Origin of the sequence: Herbidospora galbida (assembly GCF_005233835.1) — a bacterium.
GTDB lineage: Bacteria > Actinomycetota > Actinomycetes > Streptosporangiales > Streptosporangiaceae > Herbidospora > Herbidospora galbida.
In genome coordinates, this window is the sequence record NZ_SZQA01000014.1 from 46,091 (window position 1) to 69,253 (window position 23,163).

General features: G+C 70.0%; 23 protein-coding genes. 10 read left to right on the plus strand and 13 right to left on the minus strand.

Annotated elements, in window-relative coordinates:
- Nucleotides 1–40: 40 nt before the first annotated feature.
- Complete coding sequence (locus FDA94_RS16180) at nt 41–823, plus strand: rhomboid-like protein (protein WP_212735352.1); 783 nt, start codon at nt 41–43, stop codon at nt 821–823.
- Nucleotides 810–2,570: a phosphatidylglycerol lysyltransferase domain-containing protein gene (locus FDA94_RS16185; protein ID WP_137247893.1), complete on the plus strand. Its 1,761-nt coding sequence runs from the start codon at nt 810–812 to the stop codon at nt 2,568–2,570. Before FDA94_RS16180 ends, FDA94_RS16185 begins: the two co-directional genes overlap by 14 nt.
- Here FDA94_RS16185 and FDA94_RS16190 read toward each other — a convergent pair.
- Both FDA94_RS16190 and FDA94_RS16195 read right to left on the minus strand, forming a co-directional pair.
- Nucleotides 2,500–3,342, minus strand: coding sequence for an SRPBCC family protein (locus tag FDA94_RS16190; RefSeq protein ID WP_137247894.1), 843 nt, complete (start codon nt 3,340–3,342; stop codon nt 2,500–2,502). The two genes, FDA94_RS16185 and FDA94_RS16190, sit on opposite strands and share 71 nt — an antisense overlap.
- Entirely contained in the window at nt 3,339–3,899 is a 561-nt protein-coding gene (locus tag FDA94_RS16195) for a winged helix-turn-helix domain-containing protein (RefSeq protein WP_137247895.1), read from the minus strand. The genes FDA94_RS16190 and FDA94_RS16195 overlap by 4 nt, the downstream gene beginning before the upstream one ends.
- Nucleotides 3,900–3,992: 93 nt before the next feature.
- Between FDA94_RS16195 and FDA94_RS16200 the strand changes: the two genes are divergently transcribed.
- Nucleotides 3,993–4,862, plus strand: a complete 870-nt coding sequence (locus FDA94_RS16200; protein WP_137247896.1) for a DMT family transporter — start codon at nt 3,993–3,995, stop codon at nt 4,860–4,862.
- Nucleotides 4,863–4,873: 11 nt separating this feature from the next.
- Here FDA94_RS16200 and FDA94_RS39905 read toward each other — a convergent pair whose 3' ends face one another.
- The 5 genes from FDA94_RS39905 to FDA94_RS16225 form a co-directional block, all read right to left on the minus strand.
- Entirely contained in the window at nt 4,874–5,011 is a 138-nt protein-coding gene (locus FDA94_RS39905; protein WP_212735353.1) for a hypothetical protein, read from the minus strand.
- A 508-nt stretch (nt 5,012–5,519) separates the two neighbouring features.
- Entirely contained in the window at nt 5,520–6,122 is a 603-nt protein-coding gene (locus FDA94_RS16210; RefSeq protein WP_170990971.1) for a hypothetical protein, read from the minus strand.
- 107 nt (nt 6,123–6,229) lie between these two features.
- Nucleotides 6,230–7,048, minus strand: a complete 819-nt coding sequence (locus tag FDA94_RS16215; protein ID WP_137247898.1) for a hypothetical protein — start codon at nt 7,046–7,048, stop codon at nt 6,230–6,232.
- A gap of 172 nt (nt 7,049–7,220) precedes the next feature.
- Nucleotides 7,221–7,754, minus strand: coding sequence for a hypothetical protein (locus FDA94_RS16220; protein ID WP_137247899.1), 534 nt, complete (start codon nt 7,752–7,754; stop codon nt 7,221–7,223).
- Between the two features lie 138 nt (nt 7,755–7,892).
- The gene (locus FDA94_RS16225) at nt 7,893–8,849 is read right to left on the minus strand and encodes a TIGR03885 family FMN-dependent LLM class oxidoreductase (protein WP_137247900.1); all 957 of its coding nucleotides are present in this window, start codon (nt 8,847–8,849) and stop codon (nt 7,893–7,895) included.
- Between the two features lie 66 nt (nt 8,850–8,915).
- Between FDA94_RS16225 and FDA94_RS16230 the strand changes: the two genes are divergently transcribed.
- Nucleotides 8,916–9,536 (plus strand): hypothetical protein, encoded by a 621-nt coding sequence (locus FDA94_RS16230; protein ID WP_137247901.1) that lies wholly within the window; start codon nt 8,916–8,918, stop codon nt 9,534–9,536.
- A gap of 98 nt (nt 9,537–9,634) precedes the next feature.
- Nucleotides 9,635–9,820: a hypothetical protein gene (locus FDA94_RS16235; RefSeq protein ID WP_137247902.1), complete on the plus strand. Its 186-nt coding sequence runs from the start codon at nt 9,635–9,637 to the stop codon at nt 9,818–9,820.
- A 23-nt stretch (nt 9,821–9,843) separates the two neighbouring features.
- Here FDA94_RS16235 and FDA94_RS16240 read toward each other — a convergent pair whose 3' ends face one another.
- Nucleotides 9,844–10,917 (minus strand): hypothetical protein, encoded by a 1,074-nt coding sequence (locus FDA94_RS16240; protein ID WP_137247903.1) that lies wholly within the window; start codon nt 10,915–10,917, stop codon nt 9,844–9,846.
- Nucleotides 10,918–11,049: 132 nt separating this feature from the next.
- Entirely contained in the window at nt 11,050–13,269 is a 2,220-nt protein-coding gene (locus tag FDA94_RS16245) for a rhamnogalacturonan lyase family protein (protein WP_212735354.1), read from the minus strand.
- A gap of 433 nt (nt 13,270–13,702) precedes the next feature.
- Between FDA94_RS16245 and FDA94_RS16250 the strand changes: the two genes are divergently transcribed.
- From FDA94_RS16250 to FDA94_RS16255, 3 genes are all read left to right on the plus strand, one after another.
- Complete coding sequence (locus FDA94_RS16250) at nt 13,703–14,077, plus strand: hypothetical protein (RefSeq protein ID WP_137247904.1); 375 nt, start codon at nt 13,703–13,705, stop codon at nt 14,075–14,077.
- 119 nt (nt 14,078–14,196) lie between these two features.
- Complete coding sequence (locus FDA94_RS39215; RefSeq protein WP_170990972.1) at nt 14,197–14,373, plus strand: hypothetical protein; 177 nt, start codon at nt 14,197–14,199, stop codon at nt 14,371–14,373.
- 387 nt (nt 14,374–14,760) lie between these two features.
- Nucleotides 14,761–15,894 (plus strand): acyl-CoA dehydrogenase family protein, encoded by a 1,134-nt coding sequence (locus FDA94_RS16255; protein WP_137247905.1) that lies wholly within the window; start codon nt 14,761–14,763, stop codon nt 15,892–15,894.
- Here the strand turns inward: FDA94_RS16255 and FDA94_RS39220 are convergent.
- The 4 genes from FDA94_RS39220 to FDA94_RS16270 form a co-directional block, all read right to left on the minus strand.
- Nucleotides 15,891–16,136: a VapC50 family PIN domain-containing toxin gene (locus FDA94_RS39220; protein ID WP_170990973.1), complete on the minus strand. Its 246-nt coding sequence runs from the start codon at nt 16,134–16,136 to the stop codon at nt 15,891–15,893. The genes FDA94_RS16255 and FDA94_RS39220 overlap by 4 nt on opposite strands.
- An 86-nt stretch (nt 16,137–16,222) precedes the next feature.
- Nucleotides 16,223–16,729: an excisionase family DNA-binding protein gene (locus tag FDA94_RS16260; RefSeq protein ID WP_137247906.1), complete on the minus strand. Its 507-nt coding sequence runs from the start codon at nt 16,727–16,729 to the stop codon at nt 16,223–16,225.
- Between the two features lie 141 nt (nt 16,730–16,870).
- Nucleotides 16,871–18,808: a serine/threonine-protein kinase gene (locus FDA94_RS16265; RefSeq protein ID WP_170990974.1), complete on the minus strand. Its 1,938-nt coding sequence runs from the start codon at nt 18,806–18,808 to the stop codon at nt 16,871–16,873.
- 36 nt (nt 18,809–18,844) lie between these two features.
- A complete protein-coding gene (locus FDA94_RS16270; RefSeq protein WP_137247908.1) occupies nt 18,845–20,809 on the minus strand; it encodes an ATP-binding protein in 1,965 nt (654 codons plus the stop codon).
- Nucleotides 20,810–20,934: 125 nt separating this feature from the next.
- On the opposite strand from FDA94_RS16270, the gene FDA94_RS16275 reads away from it, so the two are divergent.
- A complete protein-coding gene (locus tag FDA94_RS16275; protein WP_137247909.1) occupies nt 20,935–21,321 on the plus strand; it encodes a rhodanese-like domain-containing protein in 387 nt (128 codons plus the stop codon).
- A 45-nt stretch (nt 21,322–21,366) separates the two neighbouring features.
- Nucleotides 21,367–23,160 carry a tetratricopeptide repeat protein gene (locus FDA94_RS16280; RefSeq protein ID WP_137247910.1) on the plus strand — a complete coding sequence of 598 codons (1,794 nt, stop codon included), beginning with the start codon at nt 21,367–21,369 and terminating at the stop codon, nt 23,158–23,160.
- Nucleotides 23,161–23,163 lie beyond the last annotated feature (3 nt).

Below are 23,163 nucleotides of genomic sequence, written 5' to 3' on the forward strand. Positions count from 1 at the left end.
CCACAGGGGGAAGCCGGGGTGCCGTGTGATCTTGTGTTTGGTGTTCGTGCTGGTGGTGGTGCTTTGGTATCTCCTCCGCGGGGTCTCCCGGTGGTCGCGGGGGGCTCGGCTCGCCGTTGCGGCGGGGTCGCCCTACACCCGGTTCGTTCATCAGTGGGTGCTCTCGGCGCCGGCCACGTTCACCTATGTCGTGGTGTTCACGAGTTCGACGATTCTGCAGCGGACCGGGCCGCCCGATCTGATCGACGTGCTGACGACCTTTCAGAGCACCAATCTGGCGCGGCTGTCCGACAATCCGCTCGTGGTGCTCGCCGACAGCGCGCTCTGGGTCTCCGATCGGGGCGCCTTCCTGGCCTTCTACCTGGTCGTGTACGCCACCGTCATCGCCTGGGCCGAGCAGCGTTACGGTACGCCGCGCATCATCGTGATCGGGCTCTGCGGGCACGTGGTCGGGTCGCTGCTGACCGCGTTCGTGGAGTATCACGCCATCACGAACGGCCTGGCTCCGGCTCGGCTGGCCGTCTCCACCGACGTCGGGGTCAGTTACATCATGGTCGCCGGGGTGGTGGCCGCCGTGATCCTGATGCGGAGACGGTGGCGGGCCGTCGGGATCATCGCGCTGGCGCTGGGCGTGGGGGCGCCGATCGTGATCAGCCGCACCGTCTGGGACCTCGGTCATCTGCTGGCCACGGTCTGCGGTCTGGTGGCCGCGCTGATCTGCCTGCGGATCGCGCCGCCGCGTACACCACCCGCTTTTGACCTGGGGAAATGGGGTATGTCCCCTTCGTCGCCGGTCTTGGGGGGAAACGATGGCGCGGGGTGACGTGCCGCGGGTGGCGTCCATCGCGCTGACGGTGCTGGCGGTCTACTCGGCGGCCATCGCGATCGTGCCGCCGTTGCGGGAGATGGCGCGGCCGCTGACGGCGCTGGTCGACGACTTCGCCGTGCCGCTCACGCCCAACCTGGCCTACGCCGCCTTCCTCGGGCTGCTCGCCGGGGCGCTGGCGCGGCGCAAACGGGTGGCCTGGCTGCTGCTGGTCGCGCTGCTGGCGTTCTCTGTGCTGCTCAGCGTGATCTCCACGCCGCTGGTGGCGATCGCGCCGCGGGCGGAGATCCCCGACCGGGGGCGGCTGCTCAGCGAGGTGCTGGTCTCCGGGGCGATCGCGCTGATCCTGATCGGCTACCTGTGGTGGGGGCGGAGCGAGTTCTTCGCCAAGACGCAGCCCGCGTCGTTCCGCAAGGCCACGGCCACGCTGATCGCGCTGCTCGGGGTGTCCTACGTCGTCGGCTTCCTGCTCACGATCTTCTTCCCGGGCGACCTGATGCGGTCGGCCCGCGCGATCTGGGTGCTCAGCCGGGTGCTCGGCGGGGTCATCGAGGTCGAGGGCTACGGCCATCCGCCGGCCTGGGTCGCGTTCCTGGTCGGGCTGATGAGCGCGATCGCGCTGCTGGTCGCGTTCGGGGTGCTGTTCCGGTCGCAGCGGCGGCGGGCCGTGCTCGCGCCCGGCGACGAGGAGCGGCTCCGGGCGCTGCTGGGCGAACGCGACTCGCTGGCCTACTTCGCCACCCGGCGCGACCGCAGCGTCATCTTCTCGCCGAGCGGCAAGGCCGCGGTGTCGTTCCGGGTGGTCAACGGGGTGACCCTCGCGGGCGGCGATCCGCTCGGCGATCCCGAGGCGTGGGACCACGCGATCAGGGCGTGGATCGAGCAGGCCCGCGAGTTCGGCTGGACCCCAGCCGCCATCGGCTGCGGCGCCGAAGGGGCCAGGGCCTACCAGCGGGCCGGGCTGAAGGTGCTCGAACTCGGCGACGAGGCCGTCATCGAGGTCAAGAAGTTCAGTCTGCAGGGCCGGGAGATGCGCGGCGTCCGCCAGGCCGCCAACCGGGTCGAGCGGGCCGGCTACCAGCTCCGCGTCCGCCGCCACGGCGACATCGCCCCCGAGGAGATGCGGCTGATCAGCGAACGCGCCGACGCCTGGCGCGACACCGAGACCGAACGCGGGTTCTCGATGGCACTCGGCCGGCTCGGCGACCCGCTCGACGCCGGCTGCGTGCTGGTCGAGAGCCTCGGCAGGGACGGGGGCGAGGCGGCGCTGCTGTCGTTCGTGCCCTGGGGCGACCGGGGGCTCTCGCTCGACCTGATGCGCCGTGACCGGGAGGCGGAGAACGGCCTGGTCGAGTTCATGGTCGCCGGCCTGGTCAGGAACGCCGCCTGGCTCGGGGTCGAACGGATCTCGCTCAACTTCGCGGTCTTCCGGTCGGCCTTCGAGGAGGGCGCCAAGATGGGCGCCGGCCCGGTGATCCGGGCCTGGCGGCGCACCTTGTTGTTCCTGTCACGCTGGTGGCAGCTCGAAGCGCTCTACCGGGCCAACGTGAAGTATCACCCCGAGTGGGTGCCCCGCTTCCTCGCGTACGGGGACACCCGCGACCTCGTGAGGGTGGGCATCGCCTCGGCCATCGCCGAAGGGTTCTTCAAGCCGCCGAGGCTGCCCCGGATGCTCAGCTCTGCACGAACACCGACCGCCAGTTCGGCTGCTCCAGGTAGCGACGCAGCTCGACCAGGCCGCTGAGCCAGCCGCCCCACGCCGCGTAGGGCGGCTGGGCGGCGTCGAACCCGCTCGTCACGAACGTCAGGGTGGTCTTGCCGCCGGAGCCCTCGAGCTCCCAGCTCGTCACCATGCCGCCCCAGTCGATCGTCGCCGAGGTGGAGTCGAGGGAGACGAACCTCGCGGCGTGGTCGCCGGCCGCTTCGAGACCGCCCATCGCGAATCGGCCGCCGACCTCCGGCTCGATGCCGATCGGGTAGCCGAACCACGCGGTGGCCTGCTCGGAGTCGGTCAGCGCGGTGTAGACGCGGTCGGCCGGGGCGTCGATCTCCAGCGTGGCGGAGAACTCGCCGACCTTCGCCGTGTAGTCGACCTTCGGGCCGAGCTGCCGGCCTTCGACGTGGTCGGCCAGGTTGCCGAGCGCCAGCGCCCAGAAGGTCTCCAGGCTGGCGAGCGGGCTGGTGCTGCCCGAGAAGATGAGCGAGCGGTCGAAGTGGGACTGGAACACCGCGACCACGGTCTCGCCGTCGGTCTCGGTGAGCCGGATCTCGGCGGTGGTCTCGGTGCCGTCGAGGGTCCAGGCGAACTTGATCACGTCGTCGGCCGCCTCCAGCACCCGCTGGTGGGGGGCGTCGCCCTCCAGGGTGTGCCGGCCCCAGAAGTCGTACCGGCTGGGCAGGTCGACCTCGGCGTGCTCGGCGAACCAGACGCGCAGCTCGGCGGGGTCGGTCAGGGCGTGGAACACCGTCTTGAGCGGGGCCTGGATCCGGACGGCCGTGGTGGGGGACTGGCTCATGAGTCTTCTCCTTGCTGGTTCGGGTAACAGGCCACGACGAGCTTGAAAGGGTCGCCTTCAGCTCCGCCGTACTTCGTGAACAGTCGTTGCAGGGTTTCCTGGAGCTCGGCCAGGAACTCCGGCCGTCGCTCCGGGGGGACGCGGATGTCGCCCGAGACGCCGATCGACGGCAGCTCGGGAACCGATCGGTCGAGTGCGGCGATGTCTGCCTGGACCTCTTCGACCAGGTCGAGGAGGTGGCCCAGGCTGAGTTCGTCGCGGGCCCGGCCGAGGCCGATGTGGCCGACGAGCCGGGGTGAGAGCCAGTAGGAGCGGGCGGTGGCCTGGTAGATGCCCTCGGAGATGCCGCGCACCTTCCGTTCGGACACCTGCTCGACCAGCCCGGCCTCCACCAGGCGTTTCACGTGGTAGTAGACCCGCTGCGGGGTCTGCGCCAAGATCGCGCCCACCTCGCCGCAGGTGCGCGGCTCGGCGAGCTGCCGCAGCACCTCGATGCGCTGCGGCTTGAGCAGGGCCTCGGCCTGCTCGATCTCTTCCAGGTACAGGACGTCTCTCATCGCAAAAACAAGTTTGTACGTAAAAAACTTCCTTGTCAATAGGGCGCGAAACCGTGATGCGTAGCGAGCGGGTGTCCCCCTAAAGTGCCCACCGTGGAACAAACCGACCGCAGGGCCCTCATCGCCGCGGGGGTGACCGTGGTGCTCTGGGCGTCCGCGTTCGTCGCCATCAGGCACGCCGTGCTCTCTTACTCCCCCGGAGCCCTCGCCCTCGGGCGGATGCTGGCCGGGTCGCTGACCCTCCTGGTCATCCTGCTGGCCCGGCGCGAAGGGCTGCCGCCGCGGGCGGCCTGGCCCGGGATCGCCGTTTCGGGCGTGCTCTGGTTCGGGATCTACATGATCGCTCTCAATTGGGGCGAGCAGGAGGTCGACGCCGGGACCGCCGCGATGGTCGTCAACATCGGGCCGATCATCATCGCCCTGCTGTCGGGGCTGTTCCTCGCCGAGGGCTTCCCGCGCCGGCTGCTCATCGGCATGGCCGTCTCGTTCACCGGCGCGGTCGTCGTCGGCTTCTCCATGTCCGAGGGCGGCGGGGCCTCGGTGCTCGGCGTGGCGCTCTGCGTGGTGGCCGCAGTGACGTGGGCGATCGCGACGATCGTGCAGAAGCCCGCGCTGCGGCACGCCTCCGCGCTCCAGGTGACCACCTTCGGCTGCCTCATCGGCGCGGTCGTCTGCCTGCCCTTCGCCGGGCAGCTGATCAGCCAGGCCGCCGAGGCGCCGCTGTCGGCCACGCTGAACCTGGTCTACCTCGGCGTTTTCCCAACGGCGTTGGCCTTCACCACCTGGGCGTACGCCCTGGCCAGGACGACGGCGGGGAAGATGGGCGCCACCACCTACGTGGTTCCGGCGATCGTGATCGTGATGGCCTGGGCGCTGCTGGGGGAGACCCCGACCTGGCTGGCCCTGGCGGGCGGCGCGCTCTGCCTGGCGGGGGTGGCCGTCTCACGGCGTAGAGCGGCCTGATCGCGGGTCCGCTACGCGCGGGCCCGTTCGTCGGCGAGCAGGGAGCTCAGGCGTTCGACGGTCGGGCGCGACTCGACGTGCAGCCGGGCCACGCCGAGGCCCTCGTCGGCCAGGATCGCGAGCAGCGCGATGGAGCCCACCGCGGACACGACGATGAAGCCGCCCCGGCAGCAACCGTGGCGACAGCCGTCTCCATCACCCCCGTCACGCGGTCGCGCAGGGAGTGCAGTTCTGCCTACAGAGCGTTCTGTGCCACGCTGCCGCGGGCGACCAGTTCGGTGGCCAGCCGCTCGTCGGCCGGCGGTGAAGGCCTCGTTCCAGGCCGCCTCGCTCACCCGTCCCGAGCGGATCAGCAGGGATTCCGGCCCCGGAGGAGGCGGGGGTGGTCGCCGCGACGACCAGCCCGTCGCGGACGTGGATGATCCCGCCCGCGCTCCCCATGACGCGCAGCAGATAAGAGCCGTCGATGGGCTCGCCCAGCCGGAGCATGGAATCGACACCGAGGGGGTGATCGAGGGGCCCCCGGTAGCCAGCTGTTCCTCTACCCGGTGCTCGACCGCGACCGCGCCAACCTCGCGCTGAACACAACCTGCGCAACCTCGAACGGCAGATGAGCCTGTAATTTCCGACATTTCCTAACGGGATCGCGTTTTCCAATCACGCGACCGAATGTGTGATCGTGCCCGAATAGGAACCCGCCGCCGCCGAAGACGGAACTCTGACAATTATGGTCGGATTCCAGGAGACCGAGGTGTTTCCCACCGCCGATGTCACGGCGAAAGCCGTGTGCGACCCCGTCAGGGCGATCGCGTTCGCCGCCGCGAGCTGTCCCGGTGTGAAGACCCCGACGCCCGAGACCGCGGTCGCAGGGCCCGACCAGTAGGAGATGTTCGGCTTCGAGATCGTGGACGTGTTGCCGCCGACCGTGGTGGTGAAGTTGGTCGCGCTCACTGTGGCCGTGTAGCTGATCTGGGTCACCGAGCCACGGGTGTCGGACACGGCGACCGTGCCGAGCTGGGCGGACAGCTGGCCTCCGATGGTGGTGCTGCCGAGCGCTCTGGACGTGGGGGCGGTGATGGCCAGACCGGCGTTGGCCAGTCGTTTCGCCGAGTGATCGCGGGATTTTCCGGGTTTTCGACGGGGTGCCGAGCGTGCCGGGGGTGGTGGGCCACCCTGGGCGGACTTCTCCTGTGTGCCATCCAGGATGCCGCCCGGGGGTGCGCCCTCATCCCCGGCTTCCTCCCGCGGGGTGTCGTCCACGACCTGATAGGCTACTGCGGGCGTCTCCGGGTCTCCGACCGCCCAGGTGGGGGTCGATGTCACGACGGCGGCGACCACTGCTACCAGGGTCGCCGTCACGCGTGGTCTCACGGTGTCCTCCGGGCTCGTCGCCAGATGAGGTAGCCACCGCCCGCCACTGCGAGCGCGCCCGCTGTGGTGAGCAGGGCGGTCAGCGAGGGAAAGGCGGTGCTGCTCAGTTTCACGGCAGCCGTCGTGTTCAGGGCGGCGGGGAACGTCACCGTCCCGCTCGCGATTCTGGTGGTACGTCCGCTCGTCAGCTTCAGGTCCGCCTTCCACGGCCCCACGGGCAGTGAGGGATCGAGGAGGACCTCGACCTGTCCCACGTCCTTGGGCGCCATGGTCACGCCGGTGGTCACCTTGAACGGCCCGGCCGACGTGCCGCCGGGACCCTCCGAGAGCCGCAGTTCACCGGTCATGTCGACGGCCCGCAGGCCGGTGTTGGTGACCTGCGCCTCCAGGCGCGGCTTGCCATCCTGGTCGCGACTGGCCCAGAGCTTGTCGACGCGGAAGTCGGTCGGCGGTTCGCCACCGGTCCCGACGTCGAGGTAGACGCGGATGCCCACCCGGTTGTGGACCTGGACGTTCCGCTCCTTGGTCGCCGGCGCGCGGGCCTCGGCCCACATGACGGCGTACCGTTCGCCCTTCCAGGCGGTCTGCGGCACCCGGATGGTGGCCTTGAGCACCCGTTCGCCGCCGGGAGGCAGCGTGACGGCCGGGCGGTCGAACGCGATCCACGACGACAGCTCGTTGCCCGTCTGTTGCGGCAGGAAGGTGAACTTCCGCTTCTTGATCTCCGCCCCGGCCGCGTACAGCCACAAGGTCTGCGACCTCGGGGAGGTGTTGTTCACGGCGAAACGCCGGTGGATCACGGTCCCCGGCTTCACGTGGTCGACGATGTAGGCCCGCGCGCGCGGATCGTCTGATCTGTCCTCTGGCGCCGCAACGAGCCGGATCCCGACCTGCCCGCCCGGCTCCGCGTCCGCCTGGCCAGTCAGGGTCAGGACGGAAAGCAGAACCAGGAGAGGCGAGATCAGGATCCGGTGAAGAGCGGCGCGATCATGCCACCGAATGGGTCACCGTCCCCGTGTACGTGCCGGCGACCGCGGAGTTCGGGATGGTGACGCGCAGGGTGGGGTTCCACGTGACCGTGTTGTTGCCGACCAGGGCGCTCGCGGCGAACGCGGTGATCTGGGCGGCCACCGGCTGGGCCAGCAGCACGGTCAGCTGACCGGGCACGAAGGTGCCGACACCGCTCGACGAGGTGGCGGGGCCCGAGGCGTATGCGACGTTGGCCTTGGCGATCGTCTCGTTCGCGGTGCCGCCACCGGTGGTGAAGTCGGTGGAGGTGACGCGGGCCGTCCACGAGCCGAGGAGCGAACCGCGCAGGTCGCTCACCGTGACCGGGCCGATCGTGCCCTGGAGTGTGGCGCCCGAAGCGGTGTTGCCGAGGTTGACGCTGGCCGGAGCGCTGATGGTGAGCGCGCCGCCGACGATCGTGAAGGTGACGGTGCTGTCCGCCGCCTGAGCCGGGGCAACGGAACCGATCAGCAGCGCCATGGCCATGCCGATCACATATTTGAGAAACCGCATCGGTCATCCTCACATCGCCCGGAAACACCGGGATGCGAACAAGTCAGCGCGAGCGTAGATCGCTGACGAGTCGCCCCCCGGCGCTCCGCGCACAGGTCAGAGGAGATCTTGACCATCCGCAGGGTCACTCCTGGGCGATCACCCTGTAGTGAGCTCGGGCAGCACTTTCGCGCCGAATGTCTCGATGAACCGGGTCTGCTCCTTGCCCACGTGGTGCAGGTAGACCTCGTCGAATCCGGCGTCGGCGTACCCGCGCAGCCAGTCGGCGTGCCGCGAGGTGTCGGCGGAGACGAAGACCGATTTGGTCACCTCCTCAGGGGTGACGAACCGGCCCACGCTGTCGAACATCTCCGGGGTGTCGAAGTCCCAGCTGCCGGGCGGGCCGACCACGTTCGACCGCCACTGGTCGTGCGCGGTCGCCAGCGCCTCCTCCTCGGTCGGCGCCCAGCTCAGATGCACCTGTACGGCCGCCGGACCCCGCCCGCCGGCTTCGCGGTAGGCGTCCAGGACCTGCTTGGAGTGGGGACTGTTGACCGTGATGAGCCCGTCGGCCCACTCGGCCACCCACCTGGCGGTCTCCACGCTGACCGCCGCGCCGATCAGCTTCGGCGCCTCGGCCGGGAGCGACCACAGCTTGGCCCGGTCGACGGTGACGAGCCCGTCGTGGCTGACCTCTTCGCCGTTCAGCAGGGCCCTGATCACGTCGACGCACTCGCGCAGCCGTCGCTGCCGGATCTCCTTGCGCGGCCACCGGTCACCGGTGACGTGCTCGTTCGACGCCTCGCCGGAACCGAGCGCGGCCCAGAAACGGCCCGGGAACATCGCCGCGAGCGTCCCGATCGCCTGCGCCACGATCGCCGGGTGGTAGCGCTGGCCGGGCGCGTTCACCACGCCGAACCGCAGGGTCGTGGCCTGCAGCGCGGCGCCCAGCCACGACCACGCGAACCCCGACTCGCCCTGCCGGGCGCTCCAGGGCGCGATGTGGTCGGAGCACATCGCCATCGCGAAACCGGCCTCGTCGGCGAGGCGGACGGCGTCCAGAAGATCACCGGGGGAAACCTGTTCATGGGAGGCGTGAAAGCCATAGATCGCCATCCCTATCGACTACCCCGGCAAGTCATCCGCTATCGGGTGTAAAGCGGGCGGCTCTAGGGTTGGCGCATGTCCTCAAGATCACTGTTCGCCGGTGCCGCGTTAACCGCGACCGCCCTGCTCACCGTCGCCGCCCCGGCCGCCCAGGCGGCCACCCCCACGACCGTCGCCAAGAAGTTCTTCGCCGGGTTCGTCAAGAAGGACCAGTGGAAGATGGCCGACTACGCCACCGTCGAGGTCGTCGAGAAGTCGCTCAAGTACAAGTACCGCGCACCCGACAAGTTCGCCGGTTGCACCGCCGCTGGAACGTGCCGATTCGTGTACACCAGCGTGAAGGTGCCCGGTGACCTCAACGGCCTGCTCCTCCAGGTGAAGGGGAACAAGGTCGTCAAGGCGTGGATGCCGCAGCACATGACCAAGCCCGGCTCGGCCGCGCACCACTTCGTGCAGTCATGGTGGTTCCACGACAAGAACCGCGCCCGCGAGGTCGCCACCGCCAAGGCCGTCAAGACCCTCTTCAAGGTCAAGTGGGACCCGAACGGCGTCCCCTACCACTGGCAGGGCTGCTCCAAGGAGCCCAAGGGCTACAGCTGCGCCTACTCCTACGAGGGCGGCGCCATGTTCCTGCACGTGCGGGGCACGAAGGCGGCCGGCTACTACGTGAACTCTGTGAGTTACATCGCCGACTAAACGGGAGTTACGTGCCGTCTGCGCCAGAGAGAGGGCGCACAGACGCGGTTCGGGTCGGCACGCTGGGTGTCCAGTAACTCTCCCGAAAGGGGAGTCCCATGGACACGCTCATGCCCGTCCTGTTCATCCTCGCCGTCGTCTTCATCCTGTACGTCGCGGCGACCACCAACCCGCTCAGGAAGTGCCCTCGCTGCGGAGGCAAGGGCACTCTCCCGTCAAGCGTCCTCGAAGGCCGCTACCGGATCTGCCCCCGCTGCAACCGCAAGGGCGAGATCGGCAACTAGCCGCACGGGCACGTCCGGCCTCGTCAGCCGCGCGCTCTGCGGCGTTTCTCCGCTCGGTCGAGTGCCCAGACGTAGTACCAGGGGCCTCTGCGGATCGCGTGGAGGCTGTTCTGGTTCATCGCCTGGATGACGCCCCACAGTCCGCCCGTCGCGCCGAGGATGCCCAGCGCGGGCAGGAGCGCCGGTCCGTGGACGGCCACGAGAGTGGCGCTCACCGTGCCCACGACGGCCCCGCTCGCGGCGACCGCCCGGGTGCTCCGGACCTTCGCCATCTCGTCACGGCAGTCGAGGATGTGCCCCTCGATCTCCAGGCCGATCCGGGCCAGCTCCCGCTCGGACTGGACGGCGTCATGCGCCTGGTCGAGTCGGTCGAACGTCTGACGCAGGTGGCTGCGGAGACGTTCGTAGGACCCGAACTCCTCGACGGTGATCCTGCTGAAGTCGCGCAGACCGACCCCGTCGATGAACGGCAGGTCGATCTCCAGGACCGGCCGGACGACTCTGCTCTTGACCGGCCGGTCGCCGGAGACCTCGATCGCCCTGCGTCCCTCGACGAGGAAGTCGATCGCGTTCTTGTGCTTGACGGGCTTGGCCCTGCCGACGGCGCGTCCGTCCTCCAGGCGTTGGGTGCGGACGCTGTAGCTGGGCAGGTACCACGCCAGTCCGGCGCGCAGCAGGGGCTCGGCGTCTCTGATCCAGGTGCCGAGACCTGCGAGATCGGGCGTGGTGAATCCGACGTACCGGTCGTCCCAGGCCTCGGCGTAGCCGTCCCTTTTCCGGGCCGCCTCCGCCACTCCCAAGTAGTTCGTCGGCAAGTCGCCGAGAATCGGCTTGTCCGAGCGGTATCTGTGAATCTCGTGGTACTTCCCGCGCCAGTCGTCCGACAGGAGCAGCGTGTCGGAGATGAGCGACACGCGCTTGGTGATCACGTCGAAAGAGCCCCGTCTGACGCCGAGACCGACGTCGAACGTGTGGGTGCCGATCCTGGCGCGGTCGGTCAGCGTGGCCTTGTAGTCGTCCCAGAAGTAGACCGCGTACCGCCGCGCGACCTCCTCCGGGGGATCCTGGGGAGACACATGGCGGTAGAACCGCCGCATGTGCTTGGCAATGACATGATCTTGAACGCGTCTGCGCCGCCACGGCCACATTCATCAAGCGTAGATTCCGGGGAGCGCACGACCAAGATCATTGCCCGCAGACGGCCCCGTTCAGGGGCCGCCTGCCGCCGATCAGCGGACGTACACGTTGGGCCTGGCCGGGGTCGCCATCCCGTCGCCGATGAAGAAGCTCGGGTGGGGCGGCTGGTTGTAGGCGGTGTTCTGCCAGGCCAGCGCGACGCGGTACATCGGGTCGTGCAGCAGCGTGTGGATCTTGACGCCGGTCGCCGTCGGCGTCGAGTAGATCCGCAGCGCCCGGTTGTCGCTGGTCGGCCAGATCACCTCTTCGCGCCAGTCGCCGAGGATGTCGCCCGACAGCGACGGGGTCGCCTTGGTGCCGTTGTTGGAGTGGACGTTCGAGCCGGTCAGCAGGCGGGTCTCGCCGCCGGTGCCGTACTTGTCGATGCGGACGTCGTCGAGGAGCTCACGGACCGGGTCGGCGTCCCACCAGGCCAGGAAGTTGATCGACGAGGGCTCCCGGCCGAGGCTCGCGCCGGTCGGCGAGCGGAGCGTGGTGTCGCGGGCCGACCACGACTCGGCTCCCGCGCTGCCGGCCCAGACGTCGCCCGAGACGCCCCGGCCGTTGTCGCCGCCCGAGGCGGTCTGCCAGAGGATCTGGCCGGTCCGCGCGTCGGCCATCCACGAGCCAGGCTTCGAGGTGTCCTCGCTGACCTTGAAGATCTCCAGGCCCTGCCGCGCCGGGTTCAGGTCGCCGACGTGCAGCGCGTCGCCGTGGCCGAGGCCGGTGCTGTAGAGGCCGGAGCCGTTGTCGTTGATGACGGCGGCGCCGAAGACGATCTCGTCGCGGCCGTCGGCGTCGACGTCGGCGATGGACAGCTGGTGGTTGCCCTGGCCCGCGTAGGAGGTGGCGTTGTTGGAGTCGAAGGTCCACCGGCGGGTGAGCGAGCCGTTGCGGAAGTCCCAGGCCACCACGACCGCCCGGGTGTAGTAGCCCCGGGACATGATCAGTGAGGGGCGCTGGCCGTCGAGGTAGGCCGTACCGGCGAGGAACCGGTCGACCCGGTTGCCGTAGTTGTCGCCCCAGTTGGAGACGGTGCCCCGGGCCGGGACGTAGTCGACGGTCGACATCGCGGCGCCCGTCTGGCCGTTGAACATGGTCAGGAACTCGGGGCCGGAGAGGATGTAGCCGCCGGAGTTCACGTAGTTCGCCGACCCGTTGCCGATCACGGTGCCGCGGCCGTCGACGGTCCCGTCTGCGGTCTTCATGGCGACCTCGGCGCGGCCGTCGCCGTCGTAGTCGTACACCTGGAACTGCGTGTAGTGCGCCCCCGCGCGGATGTTGCGGCCGAGGTTGATCCGCCACAGCCGGGTGCCGTCGAGCTTGATCCCGTCGACGTAGACCGGGGACGTGACGCCCGACTGGGAGTTGTCCTTGGCGTCGTTCGGCTCCCACTTCAGGACCAGGTCGACGCGTCCGTCACCGTCGAGATCGCCGACGCTGGCGTCGCTGGCGGTGTAGTTGGAGCTCGGCGGCGAGATCGGGACGTCCAGGTAGCCGCTGGAGAACCTCAGCGACGTCTCCGAGCTGGGCCCTTCCACGCCGCCGTTAAGAGCCCTGATCGTGTACGTGGCGTCGGAGGCCGCCCCGCTGTCCAGGTAGTTCGTGGAGTTGGAGACGGTGGCCACGCGGGTGCCCGACCGGTAGACGTTGAACGAGGTGTCCCGGGCCTCGGTGCCGAGCAGCCGCCACGACACGAGGTTCGCGCTGCCGCTGCGGACCGAGATGACCCCCCGGTCGAGGTCCTCGACCTGCTTCGCGCCACTCGGCGTGGGCGTGGGCGTCGGCGTGGGCGTCGGCGTGGGCGTCGGCGTGGGAGTGGGCGTTGGGGTCGGGGTCGGGGTCGGTGTGGGGGTCGGCGTCGGTGTCGGGCTGGGCTGGGTGCCGTTGCAGGCGACGCCGTTCAGCGCGAAGTTGGTCGGCGTGGGGTTGTCGGTGCCGCTCATCGAGGCGTTGAAGCCGAACGCGGTCGAGGCGCCCGTCGCGAGCTGCCGGTTGTAGCCGGCGTCGTCGGCCGTCACGTTGCCGCCGCTCTGGGTCAGGGCGGTGTTCCACGCCTGGGTGACCTGCTGCCCGGCCGTGAACGTCCAGGTCAGCCGCCATCCGTCGACCGGGTCGCCCAGGTTGTTGATGGTGACGGTGGTCGAGAAGCCGCCCGGCCACGAGCTGCCGACGGAGTAGTCGATCCGGCAGGCGACGGCGGCCCTGGCCGGACCCTGGAAGGCGACCGCGGCCACCAGCAGCCCTGCCGCGACTAGGGCGAAACGTTTCATAGCCGGTCCAATCTGCGGGAGCGTCAGGCCCAGAACGTAGAAATCCAGACTCAACCGGTCAACCATCGTCGACATCGCCGTAATGTCATCCGAGGTCGTGACTGAAACGTTCAGATCAGCCGATTCGGACTCATGGGTCTCATGTCCTTTTATGATTCGCGGCCGGGCCGTACGAGAAAGCCTGATCTGTCGGCACACGGCGCACCTGTCGGGCGGGGCCGACAATGGCTGACCCTTCGCCGGGATATCCGGATTTAGCCAGCGTACCGACGCCGAAAAAAGGGACACAAGCGCACATCGCGGCGCTCGAATTTTTTCCTGCAGAAGTTTGTTTACAGGCGTGATCGCCGGGGGTAGTTCAGGGGTGTCACTAAATAAGGCGCCACCCCCCGGGGCGATAATCAAATGAGCTCGATATTTGTGGGGGTGTGTTGTGAGCAGACTGATCGACAGAACATGGGCGATTGTCGTCTCGCTCGCCGTCGCCGTCATCGGATTGTTCGTTCCCGCAGGTACGGCTCTTGCCCTGTCGGTGACGCCGGTGCCGGACGTGGTGGTCGACGCTGAGGAGACCGCCACCGGGCGCATCAATCTACCGCGGTGGCCCGGCGATCTCGCGCCGGGCGGAGATGCCACGGTGACGCGGACGATAAAAACAACGAGAAATTATCTGCTCGTCGAATTCGTGCCGGTGATTCTGGTCAGAGATAGTCGGCCGGTTCAGGTGCACAGCGCGTGGCGGCTGCCAACCTCCGCCCACGTCGCCGGCGCCCCCGGACATCGGGCCCGCGCACCGCCTCACACCTGAGTCGAACTCAAAGACCTACCGCGATAAGAGATCACGATTGGCGTGCCCCCATCAACGGGGGCACAGCGGTACCTTCTCTCCCCATCAAGCTCGAAGGAATCGAACTCCGGCGCATCTCCATGCCGCCGGCGGCCCCGTTCCGCACCTCGTCCGGCGTCGAGACGTCTCGTGACGTCCCGCTGCCCCGCGCGGTGACCGGCGGTGCCGAGGGGTGGGGCGAATGCGTGGCCATGGCTGAGCCGCGCTACAGCCCCGAACATGTCAACGGCGTCGCCGACGTGCTGCGCCGTTTCTGATCCCCTCCCTTCCCGATTCCGCCGACGCATACGACGTCGCCCCGGCGCTGGAGAACGCGATCCTCGACGCGCGACTGCGCGAATCCGGTGAACCGCTCGCCCGCTTCCGCCGGGGTCATGGATTCCATCCCGCACCTTCTCGACGCGGCCACCGGCTACGTGGCCGACGAATAGGTGCGGATCAAGCTGAAGATCGAACCCGAACGGGACGTCGAACCGGTCCTGGCCGGCGCCACCCACCTGGCGAGACTCGACGGCTTCGGGCCGTCGACGTGACCCGGCCGTTCGGAACCCTGCCTGACCTGCTCGACGAGTTGACCACCGCGAAGGAGCGGACAGGCCTCTGAGACCATCGGGATTACCAACGACCGATGTCAGGAGATCCCTGTGGCCGTCGACCGGCTCCTCCCCACCCCGGAGGCCCGTGACCTGCTCGACCTCACCCGTGATGTGGCGGACAAGGAACTGCTGCCCATCGTGGACCGGCACGAGCGCGCCGAGACCTATCCCGAGGGCCTCTTCGCCACCCTCGGCGCGGCCGGCCTGCTGAGCCTCCCCTATCCGGAGGAGTTCGGCGGCGGCGGCCAGCCCTACGAGGTCTACCTCCAGGTGCTCGAAGAACTCGCCGCGCGCTGGGCGTCCGTCGCCGTGGCGGTGAGCGTCCACTCGCTGTCGTGCTATCCCCTGGCCACGTTCGGCACCTCCGAGCAGGTCGAACGGTGGCTGCCCGACATGCTCGCCGGCGACCTCGTCGGCGGCTACAGCCTGTCCGAACCCCAGGCCGGCTCCGACGCCGCCGCCCTGACCTGCCGCGCGACCCGCGTCGCCGACGGCTACGAGATCAACGGCGCGAAGGCGTGGATCACCCACGGCGGCAAGGCCGACTTCTACGCGCTGTTCGCCCGGACCGGCGAGAAGTCGATCTCCTGCTTCCTGGCTCCCGGCCAGGTCGACGGCCTGACCTTCGGCAAGCCCGAAGAGAAGATGGGCCTGCACGCCGTGCCCACGACGAGCGCCCACTGGGACGGCGCGGTCCTGTCGGCCGACCGGCTGATCGGCGCCGAGGGCCAGGGCCTCCAGATCGCCTTCAGCGCCCTCGACTCGGGCCGCCTCGGCATCGCCGCCTGCGCGACCGGCCTGGCCCAGGCCGCCCTCGACGCCGCGGTCTCCTACGCGAAGGAGCGCACCACCTTCGGCAAGCGCATCATCGACCACCAGGGCCTCGGCTTCCTGCTCGCCGACATGGCCGCGGCGGTCGACTCGGCGCGGGCGACGTACGTCGACGCGGCCCGGCGAAAGGACGCGGGCCTGCCGTTCTCCCGGCAGGCGTCGGTGGCCAAGCTCGTGGCGACGGACGCGGCGATGAAGGTGACGACCGACGCGGTCCAGGTGTTCGGCGGATACGGCTACACGCGCGAGTTCCCGGTGGAAAGGTACATGCGCGAAGCGAAGATCATGCAGATCTTCGAGGGCACCAACCAGATCCAGCGCCTGGTCATCGCCCGAGGCCTGGCCCGCTAACCGCGGTGCAGGTGCGAACGGACCTCCGCGACGAACCCCGGGACCCCGCACTTCTCCAGTGACGACAGGACGTCTTCGAGCGTCATCGCGGGGTGCGGCGGTCTGCCGGTCGCCCCGGCCTGCTCCTTCAACACGTTGAGGAGCGCGGCCGGGGCGCACTCCGGCTCATGGAGCAGGAACGTGTCAGGGTCGATCGGCTCGATATCCCAGGGTTCGCTCCGCGAGCCGCAGAAGGGTGTCACGCAGGGCGTTCGGATAGAGAACGCATGCGTCCAAGACGGCGGAGAATGGCACGCAGACAGCATAAGTAAGTTCCGGGGAAAACGTCTCAGAAATCGTCCGACGGCTTGTCGTATGTGCCCGATTCCACGGATTCTTGAGTGAGTTCATCCAAGATTCGACGTCGTTCCGCGCGTCGCTTTTCCTGATAAATCAGGACATCTTGGAGTTTTACCCGCCGGTGTGCTCCCGGGCGGTCGGTCGACCGCTGATAAGGGATCTCGTCGCTTTCGAGGAGCTTGACGAAAGTCGGCCGGGAAATGCCGAGGAGTTCGGCGGCCTGGTAGGTCGACAACGTCGTGTGCTGTGGCGCGACCGTCACGGCCAGACCCTGCGAGAGGGCCTCGGCCACTTTCAGCAGAGCGTCATAGAGCGCCGGGGGCAGTGGCAGCTGCGGGGAACCGTCTGGGCCGGTCAGGAGGGCGGGGCGGTCGGCGACCGGGCGCCCTCGCCTGTGTAGTTCCACGACCAGATCGACTATGGCGGCCTGGTTGCCGGGATCTTCTTCCGGAAGGAATGTCCTGGTGTCACCGGCGGCCAACGACGTGTCGCCCATCCGAGACCTCCATCGCCACATGTTGCCGTAGTCAGAACTCTACCCCGAAACGAAAATATCGAAAACGCACTTGGTAATTCCTGTTGGAACACCCGATTGTCGCAACCGCGATTCCGGATGACGAATTGCCTGATCGCGTTGTCAGCCGGGTAGCGGTGGCGACAAATCCCAGACGCGGATCGACTCGTCGCGGCCGCCGGTGATGGCGACCGGTTTTCCGCCGACCGAGCCGAAGGCCGCGCAGTACACGCGGTCGGTGTGGCCCTCCAGAGGGCCGCCGATTTCGGCGCCGGCGGCCAGGTCCCATACGCGGGCGGTCTTGTCCTCGCTGGCGGTGACGGCGATCGGCTTGCCCCCGGACTCGCCCAGAGCCACGCCCCAGACCCAGCTCGTGTGCCCGGTCAGCGGGGTGCCGAGGCTGGTGCGGGTGGTCAGGTCCCAGATGCGGGCGGTCTTGTCCTCGCCGCCCGTGACGGCGACGGGCTTGCCGTCGAGTTCGCCGATCTCGACCGACCTGGCCCAGCCGATGTGGCCGGTCATCGGCTCGCCGAGCTGCTGCCGCGTGGTCAGGTCCCAGACCCGGACCCAGCCCTCGTCGCCGGTGCTGACCACGATCGGGACGCCGTTCGCCTCGGCCAGCGCGACCGCCCAGACGGCCTTCGTGGTGCCGGTCATCGATTCGCCGATCTGTTCGCCGCTGTGCAGGTCCCAGACGCGGACGGTGCCGTCGACGCCGCCGCTGACCGCGATGGGGTCGCCGTTCAGGGTGCCGATGTCGACGCCCTTGACGCCGCCCTCGTGGCCGAGCATCGGGTTGCTCAGCTGGGTGCCCTTGCGGAGGTCCCAGATGCGCAGCGAGCCGTCGTCGGCGGCGGTGACGGCGATCTCGGTGCCGTCGAGCAGGCCGACGGCCACGTCTCTGACCCACTTCTCGTGGCCCGCCATGGCGTGGAGCTCCGAGCCGGTGTCGAGGTCGACGACGCGGACGGTGTTGTCGTCGCCGCCGCTCACCGCTGTCGGCACCCCGTCGACGTCGATGAAGCCGATGTTGCGCACGTCGTCTTCCTGCACATCGACCGGGCCGCCCACCGGCTGACCGAAGGTCACGGGGGCGGGGGTCAGCGTGGTGCCCATGCGGGCGCCGTCGCCGGTCGTGGCGCTGTCTCCGTCGGGCCAGAGCTGCCAGGTCAGGACGCCGCCGGCCACCACGACCGCCAGGGCGCCGGCCAGCCAGGCCGGTTTGCGGTTCTTGACCGGGGGCGCCAGCGGCATCGTCTCGACCGCGAACTCGTCGCCCGTCAGCGCCTTGACCAGCTCGGGGGCCGTGGGGCGGAGCGCCGGGTTCTTGTTCAGGGCCTGCTCGATCAGCGGGCGGAGGCCCGGGGGCACTCCGTCGAGCCGGGGTTCGCGGGTCATGATGGCGTTGATCAGCTGGGGCACGGTCGTACCGGGGAAGGCGCGTCTGCCGGTCGCGGCGAAAGCCATCGTGGCCGCCCACGCGAACACGTCGGCGGCGGGGGTGACCTCGCCGTTCTCGATCTGCTCGGGGGCCATGTAGCCGGGGGTGCCGATCGAGCCCGACATCGTCGCGGTGTGGTCGAGGGCGCGGGAGATGCCGAAGTCGATCACGACCGGGCCTTCGGGGCCCATCAGCACGTTGCTGGGCTTGAAGTCGCGGTGGACGATGCCGGCCCGGTGGATCGCCGCCAGCGCGGTCGCGGTCGCCACGGCCAGGCGTTCGAGGCCGCCGCCCGTGCGGGGGCCCTCCTCCTGCACCACGTGGTGGAGTGACGCGCCGGGCACGAACTCGCTCACGATGTAGGGCCGGTCGCCGAAGACGCCCATGTCGAGCACCCGGGCGGTGCAGAACGGGGCGACCCGGCGGGCCAGTTCGACCTCGCGCAGGAAGCGCCGCCGGTGGTCGGCGTCTTTGGACAGTTCGTCGTGGAGGACCTTCAGCGCGACCGGGGCGCCGCCGGGGTCTTCGGCCCGGTAGACCGCGCCCTGGCCGCCGTGCCCGATGCGGTGGAGGATGCGATAGCTGTCGATCGACGCCGGTATGCCAGGCTCCGCGTTCACGACCTCATGATAGGAGCGGTCCACCGAACCGCAGGATCACGATTCGGCCAGCCCGCGCAGACAACGGTCGGCGCAGCGCAGATCGCCGATCCGCCGGAACTCGGGAAGCAGCCTGGCGTAGTCGGCGCGGGCCTCGTCCGGGTCGAGCAGGGCGGCGCGGAAGACCTGGGCGTGCAGGCGTTCGTGGTCGTTGTCGCTGGCCACGGCCAGCCGCTCGGCCTCGGTGAGCCAGACGGCGGCCTCGTCGAGGCGTACGCCCGACTCGATCGCCCGCAGGGCCATGTGGTTGAGGGCGTTGGCCCGTTTGACCTGGTCGCCCAGGTCGCCGAAGAGATCGGCCGCCTCCGCCGTGGGGGCGATCGACCCGGCGGCGTGGCCCAGGGCCGTCAGGGCCAGGGCGCGGTGCCACGTGTCGCCCGTCTCCGCGTAGCGGGTCACCGCGTCTTCCAGATGGGGCAGGGCGGCGGTGCGGTCGGCGTACATGAGACACCAGCCCAGCGCGAGGGCGGCCATGGCTCGGTCGTCGGGTGATTCGGCCAGCTCGGCGGCCTGCCGGGCGAAGGCCAGGGCCTTCGGGACGTCCTGGAAGCAGTGCACGATCGCGGCCGTGGTCAGCGCCGGCACGGTCGCGACCGGGTCGGCGAGCCAGTCGAACAGGTCGGCCCGCGCCCCGATGATCTCCCAGGCGGTGCCCACGCCGGTCAGGAACGGCCAGGGGTCGTCGGTGTGCCTGACGGCCTGGCGCAGGTCGGGCCAGTGCCGGTTGAACCAGCGGTTGGCGCGGGCCTGGTCGGCGCCGCGCAACGCGGCGACCAGCGAGACCGCGTGGGTGAGGTGGTGGTCGGCGTGCCGGTCGCGGGCCTCGGTCGCGCCCTCGCCCAGGCGGGCGGCGGCGAAGTGCCGGACGCTGTCGAGCAGCCGGTAGCGCGTCGTCTCGCCGACCCGGCGGCGAGACAGCAGCGAGCGGTCGAGCAGCCGGGGGAACAGCCGGGCCATCGCCGGGCGGTCGAGCGGCTCGTAGGCGAGCACCCGGGTGACGGTGTCGTAGTCGAACTCGCCGGGGAACACCGAAAGGCGGGCCAGCAGCAGCTTCTCGTCGGCGTGCAGCAAGTCGTAGCTCCAGCGCAGCGCCTCTTCGAGGGTGCGGTGGCGGCCGACCGGGCCGTCGGTGAGCAGGGTGAACCTGCTGTCGAGCAGGCCGACGAGCTCGGCCGGCGTGAACGCGCGCACCCGGGCGGCGGCCAGCTCCAGCGCCAGCGGCAGGCCGTCGAGGCGGATGCAGACCCGGGCCACGTCGCGGGCGTTGTCCTCGGTGACCGCGAAACCCGGCGAGGACGACGCGGCCCGGTCGGCGAACAGCCGCGCCGACGCGGCCGACAGGACATCCTCCGGCCGCGACGACTCCGGCGGCAGCGGCAGCGGGCCGATCTCACAGACCCGTTCACCCGGTACGCCCAACGGCCCGTGTGAGGTGGCCAGTACCCGTACGTCGGACCCGCTCCGCAGGAGATCGGCGAGTAGCGGCGCCACCCGGACGTGCTCGCAGTTGTCCACCACCAGCGTCTGCCCGGCCGCCCCGCGCAGCACGTCCTCGAAGGCGGCCGTCACGTCGTCGCCGGGCGACAGCGCGGCCAGGTCGACCAGCACCGCCCGTGGCAGCGTGGCCGCCACGTGCAGGGCCAGCCGGGTCTTGCCCGTCCCGGCCGGGCCGGTGAGCGTGACCAGCCGATGGGTCGCCAGCAGCTCGCCGACCAGCGGAACCTCCGATTCGCGGCCGATGAACGACGACAGCGCCACCGGCAGGTCACGGCGGCGGAGCCGTCGGGCGTGCTCGACCAGGGCCAGCCGGTTCTCGCCGCCGAGCTTGCGCAGCAGCGCCGACACGTGGCTCTCCACGGTCCGCTCCGAGAGATGGAGGCGGCGGGCGATCTCGCGGTTCTGCAGGCGTTCCCCGACGAGCCCGAGGATCTCCAGCTCGCGCGGGGTCGGCTCGGTGGTCATACGCCCGAGTATCTCCGTACTCACCACGGATGTGCGGGCGGGTGAGAACGCACACGCTGGTTCACACGGCACCCCCGGATAGTCGGGGATGTCACGAAGACGAAGTCCAAGAGGGGGACATCACAATGAGCGAGTCCGTGAAGGACCTGATCGCCCAGGCCCGCGCGCAGATCGACAACCTGTCGGCCGACGAGGTCGCCAAGGCGGTCGACGCCGGCGGCGTCACGCTGGTCGACCTGCGGGAGCCGGGCGAGGTCGAGAAGGAGGGCACCATCCCGGGGGCCGTCCTCGCTCCCAGGGGGATGCTCGAGTTCTACGCCGACCCGGCCAGCCCGTACCACCGCGCCGAGTTCGACCCGGCCGGGACCGTGATCCTGTTCTGCGCCTCGGGCGGCCGGTCGGCGCTGGCCGCCCGCACGCTCCAGTCGCTCGGTTACCAGGACGTGGGCCACCTCGACGGTGGGTTGAAGGCCTGGAAGGACGCCGGGCGTCCGACCACCCACGAGAACTGAAAGTGGATCTGGGCCAACGCCCTCCATCGATGTGAGAGTGGGCTCATGGTGTCGATCCGGCTGCTCGGGCCGCCCGCCGTCGAGATCGGCGGCGAGCCGGCGAAACCGCCGCGCGGCCGGAAGGCGTGGGCCCTGCTCGCCTATCTGCTGCTGGCCGAACGGCCGCCCAATCGTAAGCGCCTCGCCGAGCTGCTGTTCGGCGACGCCGACGACCCGCTGGGCGCGCTGCGCTGGACGCTGGCCGAACTGCGCCGCGCCCTGGGCCTCAAGGAGGCCCTCTCGGGTGACCCGGTGCGCACCGACTTCGGCGAGGACGTCACGGTCGACGTGCGCGTCCTCCTCGACCAGGACGCCGATCCGGCGCCGCTGCTCGAACTCGGGGGAGAACTGCTCGAGGGTGTGCACCTGGCGTCCTCCCTCGAGTTCGAGTCATGGCTCCTGGTGGCCCGGCACCGGGTCGCGGGGATGATCGAGGCCCGGCTCCGGCAGGCCGCCGCCCGGCTGCTCGCCGCCGGCCGGGCGAAAGACGCGGTCGTGTACGCCGCCCGCGCGGTCGAGCACAACCCGCTCGACGAGGGCAACCACGAGCTGCTGGTCCGCAGCCTCACCATGGCCGGCGACCGGGCCGCCGCGCTGAAGCAGGTCGCCGTGTGCGAAGACCTGATGCGGCGCGAGCTGGGCGTGAAGACCTCCCCCGCGCTGCGGGAGGCGGCCACGGTCGGCTCCGACTCGCCGATGCTGCCGCCGCTCAGCGGCCGGGCCGCCGCGGTCAGCCAGCTCAACGCCGGCCGGGCCGCGATCATGGCGGGGGCCGTGGCGGCCGGCGTCCAGTGTCTGCGGACGGCGGTCGCCGAGGCCTCCCGCACCGGCGACGCGGCGCTGAAGGCGCGGGCCTACTGCGCGCTCGGCAGCGCCTTGGTCCACGCCCTGCAGGGGCGGGACGAGGAGGGCTCGCTGGCGCTGCACGAGGCGATCCTGCACGCCGCCGCTGCGGGCGACCGTTCGGTCGCGGTGACCGCTCACCGGGAGCTCGGCTTCGTCGAGGTCAAGGCGGGCCGGCGGACCGCCGCGACCATGTGGCTGACCAAGGCCGCCGCGATGGCGGAGACCGACGCCGAGACGGCGGCGATCTGCGGGGTGCTCGGTCAGAACACCTCCGACCAGGGCGACTACCGGGCCGCGATCGGGCATCTGGAGGAGTCGATCGAGCGGGCCGCCCGCTGCGGCGACCACAAGCAGCACGCGTGGTCGCTGTCGATCCTCGGGCGCGTCCACCTGATGCGCGACGAACGCTCGCAGGCGCACACGGTGCTGCGACGCTCGCTGGAGCTGACCGAGGAGCAGCGCTGGATGGCGTTCCTGCCGTGGCCGACCGCGCTGCACGCCGAGATCGACCTGCGCATGGGCGACGTCGAGGCCGCCGCCGACGGCCTCGAACGGGCGTGGGTGCTGGCCTGCCAGGTCGAAGACCCGTGCTGGGAGGGGACCGCCGCGCGGGGGCTCGGTCTCCTCAGCCGCAACCGGGGCGACCACGTGGCCGCCTTCCGCTGGTTGGGCCAGGCGACCGACAGCTGCAACCGGCTGCCCGACCGCTACCAGTGGGTGCACGCCAACGTGCTCGACGCGACGATCACCTGCGCGCTCGACGCAGGCGACACCGAGCGGGCCCGCCCGCTCGTCACCACGCTCGGGTCGCTGGCCGCCCGATGCGACATGCGCGAATGGGTGGTGCGCGCCCATCTGCACAACGCCCGTCTCGGGGACCGGACGGCGCTCGCCTCCGCGCGGATGCTCGGGGCGGGGATCGACAACCCCGCCCTCGCCGCGCTGCTTCGTTAGGAA